General features: G+C 67.9%; 12 protein-coding genes and 2 pseudogenes. 9 read left to right on the forward strand and 5 right to left on the reverse strand.

Translation table 11 applies throughout. The features are described 5' to 3' along the window. A complete protein-coding gene (locus A6745_RS25610; RefSeq protein ID WP_066133791.1) occupies positions 1-933 on the reverse strand; it encodes an AraC family transcriptional regulator in 933 nt (310 codons plus the stop codon). A 124-nt stretch (positions 934-1,057) separates the two neighbouring features. Here A6745_RS25610 and A6745_RS25615 point away from each other — a divergent pair, with 124 nt between their 5' ends. Continuing rightward, entirely contained in the window at positions 1,058-1,885 is an 828-nt protein-coding gene (locus A6745_RS25615) for an oxidoreductase (RefSeq protein WP_066133794.1), read from the forward strand. 5 nt (positions 1,886-1,890) lie between these two features. On the opposite strand, the gene A6745_RS25620 is transcribed toward A6745_RS25615, so the two are convergent. Further along, positions 1,891-2,859: an AraC family transcriptional regulator gene (locus A6745_RS25620; RefSeq protein WP_066133796.1), complete on the reverse strand. Its 969-nt coding sequence runs from the start codon at positions 2,857-2,859 to the stop codon at positions 1,891-1,893. Between the two features lie 162 nt (positions 2,860-3,021). Here A6745_RS25620 and A6745_RS25625 point away from each other — a divergent pair. After that, positions 3,022-3,954 (forward strand): annotated as a pseudogene (locus A6745_RS25625) (aldo/keto reductase); the annotation flags it as partial. 16 nt (positions 3,955-3,970) lie between these two features. Here the strand turns inward: A6745_RS25625 and tnpA are convergent. Next, positions 3,971-4,279, reverse strand: coding sequence for an IS66-like element accessory protein TnpA (gene tnpA / locus A6745_RS29150; RefSeq protein WP_197488248.1), 309 nt, complete (start codon positions 4,277-4,279; stop codon positions 3,971-3,973). A gap of 65 nt (positions 4,280-4,344) precedes the next feature. On the opposite strand from tnpA, the pseudogene A6745_RS25630 reads away from it, so the two are divergent. Continuing rightward, positions 4,345-4,620: pseudogene (locus tag A6745_RS25630) on the forward strand (AAA family ATPase); the annotation flags it as partial. Positions 4,621-4,886: 266 nt separating this feature from the next. On the opposite strand, the gene A6745_RS25635 reads toward A6745_RS25630, so the two are convergent. Continuing rightward, complete coding sequence (locus A6745_RS25635) at positions 4,887-6,485, reverse strand: TerC family protein (protein ID WP_066133803.1); 1,599 nt, start codon at positions 6,483-6,485, stop codon at positions 4,887-4,889. 495 nt (positions 6,486-6,980) lie between these two features. Continuing rightward, positions 6,981-8,276 (reverse strand): alpha/beta hydrolase family protein, encoded by a 1,296-nt coding sequence (locus A6745_RS25645; protein WP_066133807.1) that lies wholly within the window; start codon positions 8,274-8,276, stop codon positions 6,981-6,983. A gap of 344 nt (positions 8,277-8,620) precedes the next feature. Between A6745_RS25645 and A6745_RS25650 the strand changes: the two genes are divergently transcribed. The 6 genes from A6745_RS25650 to A6745_RS25675 all read left to right on the forward strand — a co-directional run bounded on the left by A6745_RS25650 (position 8,621) and on the right by A6745_RS25675 (position 18,237). Beyond that, the gene (locus tag A6745_RS25650) at positions 8,621-9,151 is read left to right on the forward strand and encodes a sigma-70 family RNA polymerase sigma factor (protein WP_066133808.1); all 531 of its coding nucleotides are present in this window, start codon (positions 8,621-8,623) and stop codon (positions 9,149-9,151) included. Between the two features lie 99 nt (positions 9,152-9,250). Further along, on the forward strand, positions 9,251-9,499 hold the full coding sequence (locus A6745_RS25655) for a FecR/PupR family sigma factor regulator (protein WP_066133811.1): 249 nt from the start codon (positions 9,251-9,253) through the stop codon (positions 9,497-9,499). Between the two features lie 206 nt (positions 9,500-9,705). Continuing rightward, entirely contained in the window at positions 9,706-9,963 is a 258-nt protein-coding gene (locus A6745_RS25660; protein WP_066133814.1) for an MbtH family protein, read from the forward strand. A 5-nt stretch (positions 9,964-9,968) separates the two neighbouring features. Then, positions 9,969-10,703 (forward strand): thioesterase II family protein, encoded by a 735-nt coding sequence (locus tag A6745_RS25665; RefSeq protein WP_066133817.1) that lies wholly within the window; start codon positions 9,969-9,971, stop codon positions 10,701-10,703. Between the two features lie 38 nt (positions 10,704-10,741). After that, positions 10,742-11,755: a TauD/TfdA family dioxygenase gene (locus A6745_RS25670; RefSeq protein ID WP_066133820.1), complete on the forward strand. Its 1,014-nt coding sequence runs from the start codon at positions 10,742-10,744 to the stop codon at positions 11,753-11,755. Beyond that, positions 11,752-18,237 carry a non-ribosomal peptide synthetase gene (locus A6745_RS25675; RefSeq protein ID WP_066133823.1) on the forward strand — a complete coding sequence of 2,162 codons (6,486 nt, stop codon included), beginning with the start codon at positions 11,752-11,754 and terminating at the stop codon, positions 18,235-18,237. Before A6745_RS25670 ends, A6745_RS25675 begins: the two co-directional genes overlap by 4 nt.

An 18,237-nucleotide genomic window follows, 5' to 3' on the forward strand; every position in this document is an offset into this window, starting at 1 on the left:
CTACGAGACCGCCATCAGGGCCCGAACGTCGCGTATCGGCGGCTGGCCGAACTGCCGCCTGTATTCCCGGTTGAACTGCGTGCTGCTTTCGTAGCCTACGCGGAAGGCGACGGTACTGGCGTCGGCTTGTTCCATCAACAGCAACCGCCGCGCCTCGTGCAGCCGAAGTTGCTTCTGGTACTGCAGCGGGCTCATGGACGTGATGGCGCGGAAGTGGTGATGGAAGGTGGAAACGCCCATGCCGGCCAACGCGGCGAGCTCCTCAACCTTGAAGGCCTGGGCGTAGTTGTCCTTCAACCAGTTGATGGCCTTGGCGACCTTGTTGCTCTGGCTACCGAGCAGGACCGTCTGCCTGAACCGCGCGCCCATCGGCCCGACCAGCAGCCTGTAGATCATTTCGCGCTGCAGGATCTTCCATAGGTAAGCAGGGTTGCCTGGGTAGGTGCACAGGTCCAGCGTCCGGTGTATGACATCGAAGATCTCGGGTGTCGCCGGGCCGGTGGCCATGGCGGAATCCGGCGAGATATCACCCACGCCGTGCAGTTCGATTTCAGCCAGCACTTCGCGGGCGATGCCCAGGTCCAGCTTGATGAGAACCGAAACGTATGGATCCTGTTTGCTCGCGCCGAGCACTTCCGTCGTGGTGGGAAGATGCATGGACGTCAGGAGGAACCGCGAGGCGTCGTAGCGATAGACGGATTCGCCCAGCTGGACGCGTTTCCTGCCCTTCAGTATGACCGCTAGGCTGGGCTCGTAGAAGTAGCCCGTGGGCGGCATTGGTGTATCGCGGTAATACATGTGCACGCCGGGGAGCAACTGCGTGTCCGGCGGATGTGGACTGATAAGGTCCACCACGTCGCGCGCCAACTGCTCGCGTATCGGCGCCGTTTCGAGCAGTAGCCGGCTATCTTCCTCGGTCGTCACAGTTTCCATGGCCAATCCCTTTCGCCGAGCGGGCTCTCAAGAGTATCAGGCAACAGGCCGGAAGCAATGGGCTAACGCGCGGTGCCCCGCCATCGGTAAGCTGCCAAGTGTTCGATTCTTATTGGATTTTGGCATGAAGACATGGTTCATTACCGGTGCCAATCGCGGGTTGGGGCTGGAGATGGGCAAGGCCGCACTGGCTGGTGGCGACCGGGTTGTCCTGACCAGCCGTAACCCCGACGCACTGCGTGCGCACTTTGCCGACGAGGACCGGGCGCTGGCGATACCCCTGGACGTGACCGACGCTCAATCAATCGAGGCGGCCGTGGCCACAGCGGTGCGACACTTCGGGCGTATCGACGTGCTCGTGAACAATGCCGGGTATGGCCAGCTGGGCGCATTCGAGCAACTATCGGAAAAAGCCATATCGCGCCAGTTTTCGACTAATGTGTTCGGCACATTCGCGGTGACCCGGGCGGTGCTGCCCGTGATGCGAGCGCAGCGCGCCGGCCACGTCATCTCCATCACGTCAATCGCCGGGCTCGTCGGGTTTGGCGGATCTTCGATGTACTGTGCGTCGAAGTTTGCCGTCGAAGGCTGGTCCGAGGCCCTGGCCCAGGAGCTGAAGCAATTCGGCATTATGACGACGTTGGTCGAGCCGGGCCAATTCCGGACGGATTTTCTGGATGCAAGCTCGGTGCGCTATGGCGACGTTGATGTCGACGACTACATCCAGTACAGCGAGGACAAGCGCCGCGGGCTGGATGCGGTCAGTCACCGGCAATTGGGCGAGCCTCGGAAATTGGGCGCCGCGGTCGTGGCCCTGGTGGCCTCGCCGAATCCACCCTTGCGTTTTGCAGCGGGTTCCGATGCCTACGAAGTCGTCGAGAATCGCGCCCGTTCACAGCTGGCCGAAGCCGAGGTCTGGCGGCAACTGTCGATGTCGACCGATTTCGAATAACCCCGTCAGAGGCTGGATCTTCCGTGGGGCGTCGACGCCAGCCAGAGGCGTCGGCGCTGTTGGCTGCTTTCCCTGATCGACCGTACGTCGCGCGCGGGTGGTGCGCCAAACAAGCGTCGGTACTCCCGGATGAACTGTGTGGCGCTTTCGTAGCCGACCTCCAAGGCGACCCGTCCCACGTCGAATTCGCTTTCCAGCATCATTCGACGGGCTTCGTGCAGGCGCAGTTGTTTCTGGTACTGCAGCGGGCTCAGGCCCGTAAGGTCGTGGAAATGCCGATGCAATGTCGATACGCCCATGTCGGCTTTCGCCGCCAATTGGTCGATGCGTAGCCGTTCGCGGAAGTTGGCGCGTAACCAGTCGATGGCCTTGGCGACGCGGTGGCCCAGCGAGCCCAACTGGACGATATAGCGTAGCGGTGCGCCGCCGGCGCCGATCAGTAGGCGATAGACGATCTCCCGATGCAGCAGCCTGGACATGAAAGGAATATCGGTCGGCCGTTCCAACAGGCGTACGAGACGCGCTAGGCTGTCCAGCATCTCCGCATCGAGCGCGATGACATTACGACGCGTGTTATGCGGTAGGCTGCCCCGGCCATCGACATCGATTTCGGCCATGACCTGGCGCGCCAGTTCCAGATCGAGGTCCACCCGCAGGGCGGTGTAGGGACAGGCTGGGCTGGCGTCCGGTATGGCGATCACGCTCGGCAGCTCGATCGCAGTCAGGATGAAATGGTTTTCCTCATGCAGGATGACCGTTTCCGCAGTCGAAATGCGCCGGCTGCCTCGTATGCAAACGCACAGGCACGGGGCATCGAGCTGGGCGGTCGGAGCCACCGGAGCGGTAATGCGCGCGACGCTCAGCCCCGGCAAGGGTGTGCGATGGCTGTCATTGGCGGCGGCGAATCGCTCGATGATCGCTTCGATTTCGTCGCGCAGGCGTTCGGCGGTGTCGGATGAGTCGACGTGTGGCATGGCAGCTTTTTCCCAGGGCCGCCAGCTTGCCAGATTTTTTCTCGCGATGAAACGTCGCTTTCCTGAAGAGAGGATTGGGCAGCCGGCGGGCATTATCGGGCTAACGGGCGCTGCGTGGCGGCACCTAAGCTTGCGGTGATGCGATCCATCCATGGAGCAAGGATGAAATACCACCGCTTGGGAAATACCGGTCTTTTCGTGTCCGAGCTGGCTTTCGGCGCGATGACTTTCGGCAACAATGCCGGCTACGAAAGCCTGGGAGGCCTGGGACAGGGCGAGGCGAACGCCATGGTGCGCCGCGCTTTCGATGCTGGCATCAACCTGTACGACACCGCCGATTTCTATGCCTTGGGTGAGTCCGAGCGTTTGCTGGGCGAGGCCTTGAGGAATCTCGGCGAGGCCAGGGAAAACTACCTGATCGCGACCAAGGTCTTTGGTCCCATGACGTCCGGACCGAACGGCGCCGGCGCATCGCGGGCACATATCCTGGACGCCGCCAAGGGAAGCCTGCGGCGCCTTGGGGTCGATCACATCGACCTGTATCAGGTCCATGGCTTCGACCCCGCCACGCCGATCGAAGAGACGCTGCGCGCGTTGGACGACCTGGTCAGGCAGGGCCACGTCCGCTATGTCGGCGTTTCAAATTTCGCGGCCTGGCATCTCGCCCGCGCCTTGGGAATCGCCGACCGGCTGAATCTGACGCGGCCGTCTTCGTTGCAAGCCTATTACTCGGTCGTGGGACGCGATCTGGAACGAGAGATCGCGCCGCTCCTCGACTGTGAGGGTGTCGGGTTGCTGGTATGGAGTCCCTTGGCGGGGGGCTTCCTGAGCGGCAAGCAGGCGCGCGGCGAGTCGGTTCCGGAAGGCAGCAGGGACCTGAACGCACGGCCGCACATCGACTACGAGCGCGGATTCGATGTCATCGATGCGTTGCGGCCCATTGCCGAGTCCTACAACGCGTCGGTCGCCCAGATTTCGCTGGCATGGCTGTTACATCAGAAAGTGGTGACCAGCGTGCTGGCGGGGGCAAAGCGGATGGACCAACTCGAAGACAATCTGAAGGCAGCCGACATCGTCCTGAGCACGGAAGCGCTGGAGGCCGTCGGCGCCGTCAGCCACCCGCCTCGCTCACGGGCCATTGCACCGTCGCTTGCACGGGGCCGCGCGACAAGCGGATCTCGATATGACGACCCGCCGAAGACACCGCGGGCAACGCAACCGGCACGAACGTTGACACCAAACCGATCTGCCGCTCGGCCTGGCGGATCCATTTATGCACCAGGTTCGCGTTCACGCCGTGCGACAGCGCTACCCCGGCGATGGATATCCCCGGCTGCCTGCACTCGGCCACGATCTGCGCCTTCAGCGCCTTCGGATAAGACCGGCGCTTAGGCACCGGTGCTAATTCTGTCTTCGACATGGTGTCCACCTAAAAATGGTGGACACTATCGAGGACAACGCACGCGCTCAATATGTGTTCGCCGGGCGCTTACGGCGGCGGGCCTGTCGGTGGTGCTGGACTTTCCCGCCAACACCGTGGCCCAGCGCGCATGGGCGCGCGGCCTCATCGATCGCGCCGGCGTGCCGCACCGGCTGCATTTTCTGGACGTGCCCGACGCCGTGTGCAAGGGCCGCCTGCGCGACCGCAATGCCCGGGGGGAACATCCGTTCAACACCTCGGACGAGCAGTTCGACCTGATCTCCAGCCATTTCGCCGCCCCGCAGGACAGCGAGGGATTCGACGTCGTGCGCCATCCATGACCGCGAGAGGGGGCATTGGGCTCGCGCCTGGGAACCCGCGAGGCGGTGATCCGTCGATTCCCTGAACGGCGCCGACTTCCATGCGCGCCGCCGTCACAGGAAATCATCGATCATGAGCGGATTCGGTATCGGGCTGGCGCTGTTCGCGCTGGCCAGTGTGGGCGTGACGTCGACGGGAGGCTGCCTGGCGGCGTGGCTGCAGGGGCCGGCCCCGCGCGGGCCCGGCAGGGAAAAAGGCGGTTGGGATTTCCGCAACCGCCTGTTGCTTAATGCCGCTGGGCCGCCGCATGCCCGTTGGGCGCCATGCGCCTTTCGGCGCGCACCTGCCCGATGCGCAGTCCGTCGCGCTGCGTGATCTCGAAGCGCCATTCGCCCCATTCGATCGATTCGCCGACCTCGGGCAGGCGGCCGCACACCCGCAGCAGGGCGCCGGCCAGCGTGGCATCCTGCACCGGGCTCTGCAGGCCGTCGTCCTGCAGCAGCATGCGGGCTTCTTCCACCGGCATGTCGGCGTCCAGCAGCCAGACGTCTTCGGACAGCAGCGTGGCTGGCGGCGCTTCGCCGGGGTGCTCGGGCAGGTCGCCGCCCACGGCCGTCAGCACGTCCAGCGGCGTGACCAGGCCTTCGCAACTGCCGTGCTCGTCGACCACGATCAGCATGTGGTCGCGCGACTGGCGCAGCGCTTCCAGCACTTTCAGCACCGGCACGCTTTCGATGATGTAGTGCGGTTCGCGGGCCAGTTCGATCAGGTCGATGGCACCGGGCACCTGCAGTCTCGGCATCACGTCCTTGAAGTGCAGCACGCCGATGACGTTCGACGCGTCGCCCTCGCACAGCGGCAGGCGGGCATGGCCCGAGGCGAATTTCCGCACCACCGTGCCGGTATCGTCCTTCACGTCCAGCCAGACCATGTCGCCGCGCGGCACCATGATCGAGCGCACGTCGCGCGCGCCCAGCGACAGGGTGCGTTCGATCAGGCTGCTTTCCTCGGGCGCGAAGCCGGAGCCGTCGCCCACGCCGTCCACCAGCGCCGCCACGTCCTCGGCGGGATTCTGGGCATGCGCCTGCGAGGGATCGTGCTTGCTGGCGCGCAACAGACGCAGCACGGCCCGCGCGGTGCGCTGGCGGCCGGTCAGGCCCTGGCTGCGGCGGCTGCGGTTACGGCGCGCCAACTGGTTGCACAGTTCGATCAGGATCGAGAAGCCGATCGCGGCGTACAGATAGCCCTTGGGCACGTGAAAGCCCAGGCCCTCGGCCACCAGGCTGAAACCGATCATCAGCAGCAGGCCCAGGCACAGGATGACCACCGTGGGGTGGCGGCCGACGAAGGCCATCAGCGGGCGGCTGGCCAGCATCATCACGCCCATGGCGACCACCACGGCGATCATCATGATGCTCAGGTCCTGCACCATGCCCACGGCGGTGATGACCGAGTCCAGCGAGAACACGGCGTCCAGCACGATGATCTGCAGGATGACCTGCCAGAACACCGCGTGCTGCACCTTCTGGTTGGTCTGATGCGTGCCGCCTTCCACGCGTTCGTGCAGCTCCATCGTGCCCTTGAACAACAGGAACACGCCGCCGAAGATGAGGATCAGGTCGCGGCCCGAAATCTCGGCGCCGAACACGGTGAACAGCGGCGCGGTCAGCGTGACGACCCACGCGATGCTGGCCAAGAGGCCCAGGCGCATGATCATGGCCAGCGACAGGCCGATGATGCGGGCGCGGTTGCGCTGCTCGGGCGGCAGCTTGTCGGCCAGGATCGCGATGAACACCAGGTTGTCGATGCCCAGCACGATCTCGAGAACGATCAGCGTCGCCAGGCCCAGCCAGGCGGTCGGATCGGACATCCAGTCGAAAATCATTTGTGGATCCAATAGGAGCGGGTGCGGGCGGCGCGGCGCGAACCGGTCGCGGCGGCGGGCCAGCCGGAAACAGGGAGGAGGCTGCGCGCGGATGCGCGCAGGGCTCGATGCGCAAGGCGCCGCGAAGGCGGGTCACGCATGGCGATGAACAGGACGGAAGCGTCGGGGATGACGTTCGGTCTGACGGCGAAGACGGCGCGGCGGCGGTCTTGCGGGACGATGCGCCACGGCTGGAGCAGCCGGGGCGCGGTGCTACTGGGAGGTTCGCTGGTCATAGGCAAGGACGGTGCCTGCGACGCCGGCTTGCGCCTGGCTGCGGGGCCATCCTTTTTCTTACGGAAAGCTGAATAATACAGGAGCCTTCGCTTTTTGCCAGGGGGCGCCTCGCCTTTGGCGGGCCCACGCAGGCGGCAGGCCGGCAGCCGTGCCGGTAACGGTGGGCTTGCGCCGGGACCATTGCCCGGCAGGCGTTTCGTGATGCTCCCGGATCCGGCATCAGAGATGCCGCTTCCGCCGTGCGATGCGTCTGGCGGCGGCGTCCAGCAACGGGTCGAACACCTGGGCCTTGACCCGGGCATAGCACAGCGGCGCGCCGTAGGTCGTGTGATGCGCGGCGCCTGGAGCCTCGCCAGGAACCTCGTCCGCCACGTCCAGCAATTGCACCGGGGCGCCATGTTGCTTGAACACGGCGTACGCGGCGCGGCTGTTGGCGTAGTCGACGATCGCATCCTTGCTGCTGCCGCACAGGGCCGTGGGAATCCTCGGCGTCCAGTTCAGCAGATCGTTGGCGGCCAGGCGGCGGCGCAGCGTATTGCCCGGATTGTCCTGGAAGTCCGCGGCGAAGGCCGGCTGGCGCAGCGTGTCCATGTTGCCGTCGGCCGGGAACTTGCTCCGCAGGCCGCCCAGCGTGCTGGCGCCGGGATACCAGGACTCGATCTGCTGCGCATAGGGCATCCTGAACACGTCCGCGGGCGTATGGTAGATGTCGCCGTAGACGTGTTCGTAGCTGACGACCGTATAGGCCAGCAGTTGCGGCGCCAGCACATTTGGCTGGCCGTTGGTGCGTCCGGCCCATGCCTGCAGGAAGGTCTGTTGCAGGGCGTAGGGTCCGGCCATCGGGGCCGAGGCGGCCAGGGGAATGCGGTCGAGATAGCGACGCTCGATCTCGCGCTGCGCGGCCATGGCCGCGTGGCCGCCTTGGGAATAGCCCATCAGCAGCGTGATGCCGGACCAGTTGCGGCGGTCGTCCCGCAGGTACTCCTGCGCTGCCAGGATGGCGTCCACGACGGCGCTCGCCTCCGAGTCGGCGTGCAGGTAGGGATGATAGGGATAGGTGGATCCACCCAGGCCCAGGTAATCGGGCACGACCACGGCGTAGCCGTGCGCGGCGAATGTCGACAGCACGGGGTCCGACGCGGCGGCCTGGCTGGCGCGCACGCTGCGCTTGCTTTGCGTGCCGGGGGCGCTGGCCAGCAGGGGCGTGCGCGAGGGGACGCCGGCCCCGCGTTCCAGCGGCCGGCAGTTGCGCGGCATGTAAAGGGCGGCCGACAGGATCGCTGGTTCGCCCCGCACGCCGATGCTGCGGTAAGCGGCGTCGATGACCTCGACATCGCAGGACGCGGGACCGCCCGGCGGCGCGCCACGATTGGCCTGGTCGATGGCCCCGCGTGGGTACTGGACGACAGGGTGCGTCCGCAGCAGGTCACCACGGGACACGTCCGCGGGCGTCTTCGCACAGGCGATGGACGAGGCGCCCATCATCACCAGGACCGCCAGCGGCGGCCCGGTCATTCCTCTGAACTTCGGACACATATTCGACATGAGTATCCCCGTAAAGTTGAAGATAGTATAAATATGGATGAGAATCATTGTCGGTTACGAATGGTTGACCGGACATCCGCAGGTGCCGCTCCCCCGAACAGGAGCAACCATGCGCATCGTCGCCCATGGACGCTCAGGCGCGCCGCGGGTGGCTCCTGCGCCTGGGAAAAAGCCCGCGGCATCTCGTGCACAGAGAGTTTGGCGAATGCTCAGTGAGAAATCACAAGAAACCTGCATGCAGGAACTGAAAGGCTAACCGTGTGCAATGTGTCCCGTCCGCGAAGTCTGGACGGGACAAATCGGAGGTATGGTTCATGTCAGCGAATCCGTCCAACCTGACGTTAGGCCGGGTGTTCATCGCGCATCGGTCGGAACTGCGAGGCCTGGCGCGCAAGATCGTGGGAGGGGCGGACGAAGCGGACGACGTGCTTCAGGATGCCTACCTGAAGCTGGTCGACGGCGCATGCGCGCGTGACGTCGAGAAGCCGTACGCCTACTGCTGCCAGGTCGTGCGCAACATGGCGCTGGATTACCGCCGCCGCAAGAGCGTCGAGGTCGCTTACTGCACGCAGTCCGACGACGGCGAGCTGCCTGACGTCGCGGGCGGTTTCGAGCCGGACGACGGGGTGGACGAGCGCCGGCTGCTGGAAGTCGTCAGCGACGTCCTGGCCACGCTGCCGCCGCGCACCCGCCTCGCGTTCGAACTGCACCGCGTGCAGGGCCTTACGCAGCGCGGCATCGGCGAGAAACTGGGGATTTCCGCCACCATGGTCAATTTCCTGTTGAAAGACGCCGTTCAGGCGTTGGCCCCCTGCTATGATCTCTACAGGCAGGGCCGTGGTTGATTGAACGGGCGCGCGCCGCGTCGCCAGGATGCCGAGGCCGCACCTACGAATACAACCGGCCGCCGCGCGGGGTGCACGCGGCATAGCAACAGTGAGTCCATGAACCCGACTTCATCCTCCCCGAATCCCGGGGTCTGGGAAGCCGCGCTGGCCTGGGTCCAACGGCAGCACGATGAAAGCGCCTTCGATGCCGCGGCTCAGCAGGAACTGATAGCCTGGCTGCGCCAGGATCCCGAACACCGCCGTGCCTACGACCGGGCCGCCCGGCTCTGGCTGATCGCGGGCCTCGTTCCTCCCGTCAACGACCTCGATCCTCCCTCGGACTGTAAGGGCCCCACCGACGCCTGAGCGGGCGCGGTGGGGGCTTCCCTCCGACATCCGGCCTTTGAGGCGTCCAACGGCGCCTTGCGGGGGCCCCGCCGCGCCACGCGGCCTGCCCGGGCCCCGCTTCCGATATTTCACTAAACAAATTTCGCCCTCTTTCGTCATATCCGGAGAAGCCGCAGCGCGCTTGCCGCGCTCGGGTCCCACCGCAATAGAACCGAGGGTGCCGCATGTCTACGAGTTGCTTCGACCGCGAAGACGAAACGTTCATCGTCCTGGTCAACCACGAAGACCAATACTCGATCTGGCCGCATTGGAAAGCCGTCCCTGAGGGCTGGACCGCCGTGCAGGACGTGCGCGGCGACAAGAAGACCGTGCTCGATTACGTCGAGCGGACCTGGACCGACATGCGCCCGCGCTCGTTGCGCGAATGGATGTCCAGCCAGGCGGCCACCCCGCAGGGCGAGGTGGCCAGGGACGGGGCCTGAGCGCGATGGCCCCGACCCGGCTGGTGTGCCTGCCTTGCGCGGGCGCCAGCGCGACCATGTATCTGCGCTGGCGGCGCCTGTTGCCGGCCTGGCTGGACGTCGTGCCGGCCGAGTTGCCGGGCCGCGGTTCGCGCCTGGCCGAGGACATCGCCACGGACTTCGACGCGCTGGTCGAAGCGCTGTGCACCGAACTGTCCGCGTCGTTGCAGGGCGATTACGTCCTGTTCGGGCACAGCATGGGCGCCTTGCTGGCCTATGGGATCGCCGTGCGCCTCAGGGCCGAGGGCCGTGCGCTGCCGCGCGCGCTGGTGGCGTCGGGCAGCCCCGCGCCGTCGCGCCGCGATCCGTCGCGCTTCGCCGGTCTCGATAGCGACGACAGCCTGATCGAGGACATGCGCAAGCAGGGCGGAACACCCGACGAGGTCTACGCCCATGCCGACATGCTGCGCATGACGCTGGACATCCTGCGCGCGGATTACCAGGTATGCCGCAGTTTCCGCGCCCGCCCGCAAGCCCCGCTGCCATTGCCCATCCATGTATTCGCGGGCCGGGCGGACGACATCGGGCTCGACAACCTGCTGCCGTGGCGGGAGGCGGCCGACGCCTGCACGCTCGATTGGTTCGATGGCGGGCATTTCTTCGTGCGGCACGAAGAGGGCGACGTGCTGCGCATGCTGGAACGTCGGCTGCAGGTCCGAACAACGCAGGTGTCCGCAGAGGCGCGGCCCGTGGCCGCGTAGCCGCGCGGCATCGCCGGCCCGAGGGCCACGGAGGAATCATGAGCATCGAGATTGCGCGTTTCGTACGAACCGCGCCGGATGGTTCGTCGCTGCCCGCGCTGATCGCGCCAGCGTTGCCGGGTGAGTCGCTGGCCGGCAGCCTGCCGCGCCTGCGCGACGACATCGATACGGCGTTGCTGGCGCAGGGCGCGGTGCTGCTGCGCGGTTTCGCGGTGCCGGACGTGCAGGCGTTCGAGGCGTTCGCCTCGTCGTTCGGGCATCCGCTGCTGAAGTACGAGTTCGGGTCGACGCCGCGCAGCGCCGTGTCGGCCTCCGGGGTCTACACCTCTACCGAATATCCCGCGCACCAATACATCCCCCTGCACAACGAGCAGGCCTACACCACGGAATGGCCGATGCGCATCTGGTTCCATTGCGTCACGGCGGCCGAGCAGGGCGGAGCCACGCCGATCGCCGACAGCCGCGCGATATACCGCCGCATGCCGCAGTCTTTGCGGCGGCGCTTCGAGCCGGGTGTTCGCTATGTGCGCAACTACGGCGACTTCGACGTGCCGTGGCAGCAGGTGTTCAACACGGATGACCGGGCCGAGGTGCAGCGTTACTGCGCCGCGTCCGGCATCGCGTGCGAATGGCTGCCCGACGGCGGCCTGCGCACGGACCAGCTCTGCCAGGGCGTCGCGGTCCATCCCTGGACGGGCGAGTCCGTGTGGTTCAACCAGGCCCACCTGTTCCACGTCTCCAACCTCATGCCCGAGGTGCGCGAGTCGCTGGAGGCCTTGCTGGGTGTCGAGAACCTGCCGCGCAATGCCTATTACGCGGACGGCTCGCCGATCGAGGACGAGGTGCTGGATGAAGTGCGCGCCGTGCTGGACGCGGAAACCGTGCGCTTCGAATGGCAGCAGGGCGACGTACTGATGCTGGACAACATGCTGGTCGCGCATGCCCGGGATCCCTATCGCGGAGCCCGCAAGGTCGTGGTGGCGATGGCGCATGCCCACGGAGAATCGGCCGGGTTGAGCGAGCCCGCCCTGTTGGAACAGGACGCGAGATGAAATCGATGAATGGCGATACCGGCGTGACGGACAGCATCGTGGCGCGCCTGTGCGAGCATGCGGCGCACAGGCCGGACGATACGGCGCTGGTGGTGGTCGGCAGCGACGGGGGCCCCGAGGCGGACCTGCGCATCAGCTATGAAGCGCTGCATTCCCGCGCACGGTCGCTGGCCGCCGGGCTGCGCGAATGCGGCCGCCTGGGAGACCGCGTACTGCTGATGCTGGACAACGACGATCACTACGTCGTGGGGTTCCTGGCATGCCTGTATGCGGGCCTGGTGGCCGTGCCCGCCTATCCTCCCCAAGCCTCGCGCCCTCAACTGGCCGCGCGCGTGGTCGCCATCGCGCGGGCCTGCGATCCCGCCTGCGTGCTGACGTCCGATGCCTGCCTGGATGACGTGCGGCAGGCGTTGGCGGGAGTGGTGCGCGTGCCCATCCTGACCGCGGGTTCCGCCGTGAGTACCGCAATGCAGGCGTGCCGGCTGCCGGGCGCCGACGACATCGCCTTCCTGCAATACACCTCCGGTTCGACCTCGCAGCCCAAGGGCGTGATCGTCACGCACGGCAACCTGATGGCCAACGAGGCTGCCATCGAGGCTTCGCTGTCGGTGGGCGCCGACGACGTGTTCGTCTCCTGGCTGCCGCTGTATCACGACATGGGCCTGATCGGCGGCCTGCTGCAGCCGCTGTACCGCGGCATTCCCGTGGTGCTGATGTCGCCGCGCTTCTTCTTCGAGCGCCCGGTGCGCTGGCTGCAGGCGATTTCGCGCTACCGCGGCACGATCAGCGGCGGCCCGGATTTCTCCTATCGCCTGTGCACCGAGCGGATCGTCCCGGGCGACAGCGGGCTGGACCTGTCGAGCTGGCGCGTCGCGTTCTGCGGCGCCGAACCGGTGCGGCACGACACGCTGGAGGCGTTCGCCGGCGCGTTCCAGCCGGCGGGATTCGACGCCGGGGCGTTGTATCCGTGCTATGGACTGGCCGAGGCGACCCTGCTGGTCACCGGCGGCCGGCGCGGCGCGGGCCTGCGTGCCACACGCTGCGATCCCGAGGCGCTGGCGGGTGGCCTGGCCCGCGAACGGGCGGACGGTCACCCGCAGGTCTCGTGCGGTTTCGCCGCGCCGTTGCACAGGCTGGCGGTCATCGATCCGGCCACCGGCGTGGCGGTGCCGGAGGGCAGGGTGGGCGAGATCCGGGTGCAGGGCGGCAGCATTTCGCGTGGGTACTGGAATGACCCGCAAGCCAGCGCCGAGACTTTCGTGGCGGGCGAGGGTGGCCATTGGCTGCGCACCGGAGACCTGGGCTTTCTGAAGGACGGCGAGCTGTACGTCACGGGCCGGCTGAAGGATCTCATCATCGTGCGTGGCCAGAACCTGTATCCGCAGGACATCGAACGCGCGGTCGAGGAGCGCGTCGAGGCCGTGCGCAAGGGCCGCGTGGCGGCGTTTGCCTGCCCCCGCGACGACGGGAGCGAAGCGATCGGCATCGCGGCGGAGATCGGCCGCGGCACGCAGAAGCGCGCCACGGCGCAGCAGATCGGCGCCGCGGTCTCGGCGGCCGTGGCCGAGGCATGCGCCGAAGTGCCCGGCGTGGTGGTGCTGTTGAATCCGGGCGGCCTGCCCAAGACGTCCAGCGGCAAGCTGCAGCGGCGCGCCTGCGAGGCGGCGCTGCGGGACGGCACGCTCGATGCGTGGTCCGTCCTGCGCGATCAGGACGCGGCGGCCGGCGGCCCGATGGATGAGGCGGCTCTCCAATGGGACAGCGATCCCCTGGCCGTGGGCATGAAGGCGATCTGGGCGCAGGTGTTGAAGCGGCCCTGGGACGCGCTGGCGGGCGATCCGGATTTCTTCGCGCTGGGCGGCAGCTCGATGGCCGCCGTGCAACTGGCTGCGCGCATCGGCGCCTGCTGGGCCGTGGACTATCCGGTGCGGCTGGTGTACGAGCATCCCCGCCTGTCGCAGGCGGTGGGCCAGGTGCGCGCGCGGCAGGCGAACCCGCAAGCCGCCGCGCAGCCGGTTCCGAGGCTGGCGCCCGAGGTCCGCGAGGGTCTGCTGCCGCTGTCGCACGCCCAGCAACGGCTGTGGTTCCTGTGGCACATGGATCCCGCCAGCACGGCGTATCACATTTCTTGCGCGCTGCACCTGAAGGGGCGGCTCGACGTCGCGGCGGTGCGCGCCGCGCTGGAAGGCCTCGTGGCGCGGCACGAGGCGCTGCGCACCGTCTACCTGACCGACGCGGCCGGCGCGGTCTGCCAGCGCGTACTGCCCCGCGCCATGACGCAGATATCGGTGGTGGACCTCGCGAGCCTGCCCGTCCAGGCCCGCGCGGCCCGCCGCGAACGGGCGCTGTACGACACGCACCAGGCGCCGTTCGATCTGGCGGCCGGTCCCATGATGCGTGCCTGCGTGATCGACGAAGGAGAGGGCTGCCATGTGCTGGCCCTCACCGTGCATCACATCGCGGCGGACGGCTGGTCCATGCAGGTGCTGTGCGATGACTTCGCGCGTGGCTACACGGCGCGGGTGCGGGGGACGCAGGATGCCGCGCCGCCGTCCACGCTGCAGTATGCGGACTATGCCGTGTGGCAGCGCGACCGCCTGGCCCAGGGCGAAGCGCAACGCCAGTTGGCCTGGTGGCGTGCCCGGTTGGGCCAGGAGCATCCTGTCCTGGAGCTGCCCACGGACCGTCCGCGCCGCGCGGGGGCGCTGCAAGGCACGGCCGCCGTGCATGCCTTCGCGCTGGCCGGCCGGGACGCCCAGGCCCTGCAGCGGGCGGCGCGCCACGCCTCGTCCTCGACGTTCATGGTGCTGCTGGCGGCCTTCCAGGCGCTGCTGTTCCGTTATACCGGGCAATCCGACATACGGGTGGGCACCACGAACAACAACCGGGCCCAGCCCGAGGTCGCGGGCATCGTCGGCTTTTTCGTCAATCTCCAGGTGCTGCGCGCCGACATCGATGGCCGCATGGCGCTGGCCGAGGTGCTGCGCCAGGCACGCGAGACCGTGCTCGGGGCGCAGGCCCACGCGGACCTGCCTTTCGAGATGCTGGTCGAGGCCCTGCAGCCGGGGCGGGATCCCGACCATAGCCCGCTGTTCCGCGTGCTGATGAACCACCAGGCGCTGGACGACGGCCGGTTGCGCGCGCTGCCGGGACTGGCGCTGCAGGAGCTGGCGCACGGCGACCAGGCGGCGCGCTTCGAGCTGGCGCTGGACACCATGGAGCATGGGCCCGGGGACATCCGGATGCGCCTGACCTATGCCCCCGGCCTGTTCGATGCCGGCACCATCGAGAGGCTGGCGGCGTACTACCTGTGCATGCTGCGCGCCTTCGCCGAGCAGGCCGATGCGCGTGTCGAGGATGTGGCGCTGCAGGAGCCCATCCGCCTGATCGAGGCACCCCCGCAAGCGGCGGCGGACGCGGCGCCCTTGCCCGATGCCGAACCGTTGCTGCATCGGCGCATCGAACAATGGGCCGCGCGCGACGGTCAGGCGCCGGCCCTGTCGGGCGGCGGCGTGGCGCTGACGCGCGGCCAGTTGAACGCTCGCGCCAACCGGGTGGCGCATGCGCTGCGCGCGCAGGGCGTTGGCGCCCAGGATCGCGTGGGGCTGATGATGCCGCGCGGTCCCGATCTGGTGGTGGCCCTGCTGGGCATCCTGAAGGCCGGCGCGGCCTATGTTCCGCTGGATCCGGCTTATCCGGCCGATCGCCTTGCCTATATGGCCGCCGATGGCGGCCTGGCCGGATTGGTGGTGGACGGGTCGCACGAGGCGGCAGCCGCCGACCTGGCGCCGGGCCGGGCGGTATGGACGCTGTCATCGCTGGCCGAGGCGGCGGACGACGACGGCGATCTCGCGCTCGACCTGCCGGCCCAGGCGCTGGCCTACGTGATCTACACGTCCGGCTCCACGGGGCAGCCCAAGGGCGTGGGCGTGACGCACCACAACGTGGCCCGCCTCCTGGATGCCACGCGCGGCGGCATGCGGTTGGGCGAGAACGACGTATGGACGCTGTTCCACTCGTATGCCTTCGACTTTTCCGTATGGGAGATCTTCGGCGCGCTGTGCCTTGGCGGGCAACTGGTCTCGGTCGATCACGCCATCAGCCGCTCGCCCGAGGACTTCGCCGTCCTGCTGCGCGATCACGCGGTGACGGTGCTCAACCAGACGCCGTCGGCCTTCCGTTCGCTGATCCAGACCCCGCTGGCCCAGGCGGGGGCGCTGCAGTCCCTGCGCCTGGTGGTGTTCGGCGGCGAGGCGCTGGACGTGGCCAGCCTGCGTCCATGGGTGGAACGCTACGGCGATCAGCGCCCCGCGCTGGTCAACATGTATGGCATCACGGAAACCACCGTGCACGTCACCCATCGGCGTATTCTGCGTGCCGACGTGGACGGCGGGCGCAGTCCCATCGGGCATGCCATCGGCGACCTGCGCCTGCATGTGCTGGACACGGCGCTGCGTGCGGCGCCGGTGGACATCGCCGGCGAGCTTTATGTGTCCGGCCCCGGCGTGGCACGCGGCTATCTGAACCGGCCCGGCCTGACCGCGCAACGCTTCCTGGCGGATCCTTTCGCCGGTGACGGCGCGCGCCTGTATCGCACCGGCGACATGGCACGCCGGCGCGCCGATGGGGAAACGGAGTACCTGGGCCGTATCGACCAACAGTTGAAGTTGCGCGGTTTCCGGATCGAGCCCGGCGAGATCGAGACCCTGCTGCGCGCATGCCCTGGCGTGGCCGATGCGGCGGTGTCGCTGCGCAGCGGCCCCGATGGGCAGGGCCGCCTGGTGGCCTATGTGGTGCCCGCTGCCGGTCTTTCCGGCCTCGCGCAGGACGAGGCGCCGTCGCAGGCATTGGTCTCCCAGTGGGAAACCGTGTTCGACGGCACGTACGAAAACACCGACGTGGCGCCGAGCTTCCGGGGCTGGAACAGCAGCTATACGGACGCGCCGATTCCCGAGGCCGAGATGCGGCGCTGGCTCGACGACACCGTTGCGCGGATACGCGCCCTGGACGGGCGGCGCATTCTGGAATTGGGCTGCGGCGTGGGCCTGCTGGTCCAGCACCTGGCGGCGGGCGCTGAACGATACGTGGGCACGGACCTGTCGCCCCGGGCGGTGGCCGACTTGCGCCAGTGGCTGGCCACGCGGCCCGGCCTGGCGCACGTGCAACTGACGCAGGCCCAGGCGACCGACGTGCCGGCGGGTCCGCATGACGTGATGGTGCTGAACTCGGTGGCCCAGTATTTTCCCGGACTGGCCTACCTGGACGAGGTGTTGCGCAATGCGTCGGCAACGCTGGCGCCCGGGGGACGCATGTTCATCGGCGACCTCCGGCATCCGGCGCACCTGCCTTTGTTCCATGCCACGGTGCTGCTGCACAAGGCCGATCCCGACACGCCCTTGCGCCAGTTGCGCCTGCGGGTCGAGCGTGCCGTCGAACGCGAGAAAGAGCTGGCCGTGGATCCTGCCTATTTCCACGAGGCCGCCGCCCGCCTGGGGCTGGGCGCGGCGCGCGTGATGCTCAAGCACGGCGGCGACGACAACGAGCTGACCCGGTACCGCTACGACGTGGCCCTGGGGCCCGCGGATGCGCTGGGCCAGGCGCGGGACGCTCGCGTGGTGCGCTGGGACACGTTGGCGGCGGGGGCGGCGGATGTCGAGGCGCTGTTGAGCCAGCAGCCGCAGGCACCGCTGCGCGTGACGGGCGTTCCCAATGCCAGGCTGTCGCGCGACGCGGCCGTGTGGCGGGCCTTGCAGGATGCCTCGCGGGCAGAGATCACCGCGGGGACGCTGCGCGCGCAGATCCTGGACATCGAGACCGCCGGCATCGAGCCGGACGCGTTGCGGGGGCTGGCCGAAAAGCTCGGCTACGAGGCATGCGCCGAATGGCGCGATGCCGATCCCCTGGGCGGCTACGACATCGAGTTCGCGCGGCCGGGCGCGCCCCGCGCGGCGATGGCGCCGCCGCCGCGCGATGGGCGCGTGCTGGCCAGCGATCCCCTGCGCGCGCAAAGGCTGGCGGTGTTGCCCGCGCGCATGCGCGCCCGGCTGGCCGAACGCTTGCCCGAGTACATGGTGCCCGGCCATTACGCGCTGGTGGATGCCTTGCCGCGCACGCCCAGCGGCAAGCTCGACTACCGAGGCCTGCCCGAGCCCGAGGTGGCGGGGCGGCCCCCGGCGTCCGAATCCCCGCGAGGCGCCGTCGAGCAGGCGCTGGCCCAGGTGTGGAGCCAGGCGCTGGGCCTGGACAGCGTGGGCCGGGACGACAACTTCTTCGAGATAGGCGGTCATTCGCTGCTGGCCATACGCGTCAAGGCGGTGGTCGCGGAACGGTATGGCTGCGAGATCCCTATCCGCAGCTTCTTCGATCACCAGACCTTGCGCGAGATGGCGGCCACGCTGGACCCGGCCCCCTTCGACGCGCCCGACGCAAAGGCCCGGCGCCTGTCGGAGCTGGCCTCCCTGCTGGACGAACTGGAAGGATGA

The organism is Bordetella ansorpii, assembly GCF_900078705.1.
GTDB lineage: Bacteria > Pseudomonadota > Gammaproteobacteria > Burkholderiales > Burkholderiaceae_B > Bordetella > Bordetella ansorpii_A.

What these genes read in the sequence shown, in the direction of transcription:
- A6745_RS25610 (WP_066133791.1), bottom strand. Translation starts at nt 933, where the DNA reads ATGGAAACTGTGACGACCGAGGAAGATAGCCGGCTACTGCTCGAAACG.
- A6745_RS25615 (WP_066133794.1), top strand. Translation starts at nt 1,058, where the DNA reads ATGAAGACATGGTTCATTACCGGTGCCAATCGCGGGTTGGGGCTGGAG.
- A6745_RS25620 (WP_066133796.1), bottom strand. Translation starts at nt 2,859, where the DNA reads ATGCCACACGTCGACTCATCCGACACCGCCGAACGCCTGCGCGACGAA.
- tnpA (WP_197488248.1), bottom strand. Translation starts at nt 4,279, where the DNA reads ATGTCGAAGACAGAATTAGCACCGGTGCCTAAGCGCCGGTCTTATCCG.
- A6745_RS25635 (WP_066133803.1), bottom strand. Translation starts at nt 6,485, where the DNA reads ATGATTTTCGACTGGATGTCCGATCCGACCGCCTGGCTGGGCCTGGCG.
- A6745_RS25645 (WP_066133807.1), bottom strand. Translation starts at nt 8,276, where the DNA reads ATGACCGGGCCGCCGCTGGCGGTCCTGGTGATGATGGGCGCCTCGTCC.
- A6745_RS25650 (WP_066133808.1), top strand. Translation starts at nt 8,621, where the DNA reads ATGTCAGCGAATCCGTCCAACCTGACGTTAGGCCGGGTGTTCATCGCG.
- A6745_RS25655 (WP_066133811.1), top strand. Translation starts at nt 9,251, where the DNA reads ATGAACCCGACTTCATCCTCCCCGAATCCCGGGGTCTGGGAAGCCGCG.
- A6745_RS25660 (WP_066133814.1), top strand. Translation starts at nt 9,706, where the DNA reads ATGTCTACGAGTTGCTTCGACCGCGAAGACGAAACGTTCATCGTCCTG.
- A6745_RS25665 (WP_066133817.1), top strand. Translation starts at nt 9,969, where the DNA reads ATGGCCCCGACCCGGCTGGTGTGCCTGCCTTGCGCGGGCGCCAGCGCG.
- A6745_RS25670 (WP_066133820.1), top strand. Translation starts at nt 10,742, where the DNA reads ATGAGCATCGAGATTGCGCGTTTCGTACGAACCGCGCCGGATGGTTCG.
- A6745_RS25675 (WP_066133823.1), top strand. Translation starts at nt 11,752, where the DNA reads ATGAAATCGATGAATGGCGATACCGGCGTGACGGACAGCATCGTGGCG.